At 66.9% G+C, this 2,290-nt stretch carries 2 protein-coding genes; both read left to right on the top strand.

The window, feature by feature from the left end:
* Positions 1 to 139: 139 nt before the first annotated feature.
* On the top strand, positions 140 to 769 hold the full coding sequence (gene purN, locus WB785_RS07385) for a phosphoribosylglycinamide formyltransferase (RefSeq protein WP_424078183.1): 630 nt from the start codon (positions 140 to 142) through the stop codon (positions 767 to 769).
* 80 nt (positions 770 to 849) lie between these two features.
* Positions 850 to 2,290 (top strand): bifunctional phosphoribosylaminoimidazolecarboxamide formyltransferase/IMP cyclohydrolase (gene purH / locus WB785_RS07380; protein ID WP_424078182.1); only part of this gene is annotated, 1,441 nt, incomplete at its 3' end.

The following is a 2,290-nucleotide window of genomic DNA, read 5'->3' as shown; positions in this document are numbered from 1 at the left end:
TCGACGTCGACGTCGACGATCCACCTTCCCCTCAGTCGGTCACCGATCGGCCGTCGCCGCCGGACGACGCCTGACTGTCTACCTTCTCCGCGAACCGGTCGCCGGCTCGCATCGTCGCCGAACGGATTAGGCTCGCCCTGTGCAGCAACCGTTCCGCGTGCCTCCCAGCGCACCGGCACGATTGGTGGTCCTGGCGTCGGGTACCGGTTCGCTGCTGGCGTCCTTGCTGGACGCCGCCGTCGATGACTATCCGGCACGCGTGGTCGCGGTCGGCGTGGACCGCGACTGCCGTGCCGTCGAAATCGCCTGTGCCGCGTCGTTGCCGGCCTTCACAGTGCGGTTAGCAGACCACGTTGACCGCGATGGATGGGACGCCGCGCTAACTGACGCCGTCGCGGCCCATTCACCCGACCTCATCGTCTCGGCGGGATTTATGAAAATCCTTGGGCCGCAGTTCCTTGCACGGTTTTGTGGCCGTATCCTCAACACCCACCCGACGCTGCTGCCGGCGTTTCCCGGCGCGCACGGGGTGGCCGAAGCGTTGGCCTACGGCGTGAAAGTCACCGGCTGCACGGTGCACCTGGTTGATGCCGGCACCGACACCGGCCCGATACTGGCCCAGCAACCGATTCCGGTGCTCGACGACGACGACGAAGAAACCCTGCACGAGCGCATCAAGGTCACCGAACGGCGGCTGTTGGTGGATGTGGTTGCCGCGGTGGCGACCGGCGGCGTGACCTGGAACGGACGAAAGGCGACTATCGGATGAGGCGCCAACGACGAGGCAGTGGGGGCGCCCCCAGCTGCGCAGCGGCGAGGGGGACGTAGCGATGAGGAGGAGTGGCGCACATGAGCCCTGACAACGGCAAGCGGCCGATCCGACGCGCGTTGATCAGCGTCTACGACAAGACCGGGCTGGTCGAGCTGGCCCGCGGGCTGCATGAGGCCGGTGTGGACATCGTCTCGACCGGTTCGACCGCGAAAACCATTGCTAATAACGGAATTCCGGTAACGCCAGTCGAAGAGGTGACGGGCTTTCCTGAGGTGCTCGACGGTCGGGTCAAGACGTTGCACCCACATGTGCACGCCGGGCTGCTGGCCGACCTGCGCAAACCCGAACATGCCGCGGCGCTCGAGCAACTCGGGATCGCGGCGTTCGAGCTCGTGGTGGTCAACTTGTACCCGTTCAGCGAGACCGTCGACTCCGGCGCGAGTGTCGACGAATGCATCGAACAGATCGACATCGGGGGGCCGTCGATGGTGCGGGCGGCCGGCAAGAATCATCCAAGCGTTGCGGTGGTGGTCGACCCGCTCGGCTATGACGGTGTGCTGGCCGCGGTGAAGAGCGGCGGGTTCACCCTTGCCGAGCGAAAAAGGCTGGCGTCGTTGGCGTTTCGACACACCGCCGAGTACGACGTCGCGGTCGCCGGCTGGATGGGTTCGACGCTGGCGCCGGAGCAGCCGGCAATGGCGTTCCCGCAGTGGTTGGCGGGGACGTGGCGGCGCTCGGCAATGCTGCGTTATGGCGAGAACCCGCATCAGCAGGCGGCGCTGTACGCCGACGACGGTGCGTGGCCCGGACTGGCGCAGGCCGAGCAGCTGCACGGAAAAGAGATGTCGTACAACAACTTCACCGACGCCGACGCGGCCTGGCGGGCCGCGTTCGACCACGAGCAGACCTGTGTGGCGATCATCAAGCACGCCAACCCATGTGGGATCGCGGTCTCGTCGGTCTCGGTCGCCGACGCGCACCGCAAGGCCCATGAATGCGATCCGCTGAGCGCTTTCGGCGGAGTGATCGCGTCCAACGCCGAGGTCAGCGTCGAGATGGCCGAGTACGTCAGCACGATTTTCACCGAGGTGATCGTGGCTCCGGCTTACGCGCCCGGCGCGGTCGACATCCTGGCGGGCAAGAAGAACATCCGGGTGCTGGTGGCATCCGAACCCCTCGGCGACGTTACCGAGCGGCGGCAGATCAGCGGCGGTCTGCTGATGCAGGAACGCGACCGTATCGACGCGCACGGCGACGACTCGGCGAACTGGACGTTGGTCGCGGGCGCGGCGGCGTCACCTTCCACACTGGCCGATCTGGCCTTCGCCTGGCGGACCTGTCGGGCGGTCAAATCCAACGCGATCGTCATCGCCGCTGGCGGCGCGACCATCGGAATAGGTATGGGCCAAGTCAATCGGGTCGACGCCGCACGGCTGGCCGTCGAGCGTGGCGGCGACCGGGTCCGCGGCGCGGTCGCGGCATCTGACGCGTTCTTCCCGTTCCCGGACGGCCTGGAGA

The organism is Mycobacterium sp. (genome assembly GCF_049585075.1).
Lineage (GTDB): Bacteria > Actinomycetota > Actinomycetes > Mycobacteriales > Mycobacteriaceae > Mycobacterium.
The sequence above is the reverse complement of the archived record's forward strand: the minus strand, read 5'-3'. Positions and strand labels throughout refer to the sequence as shown.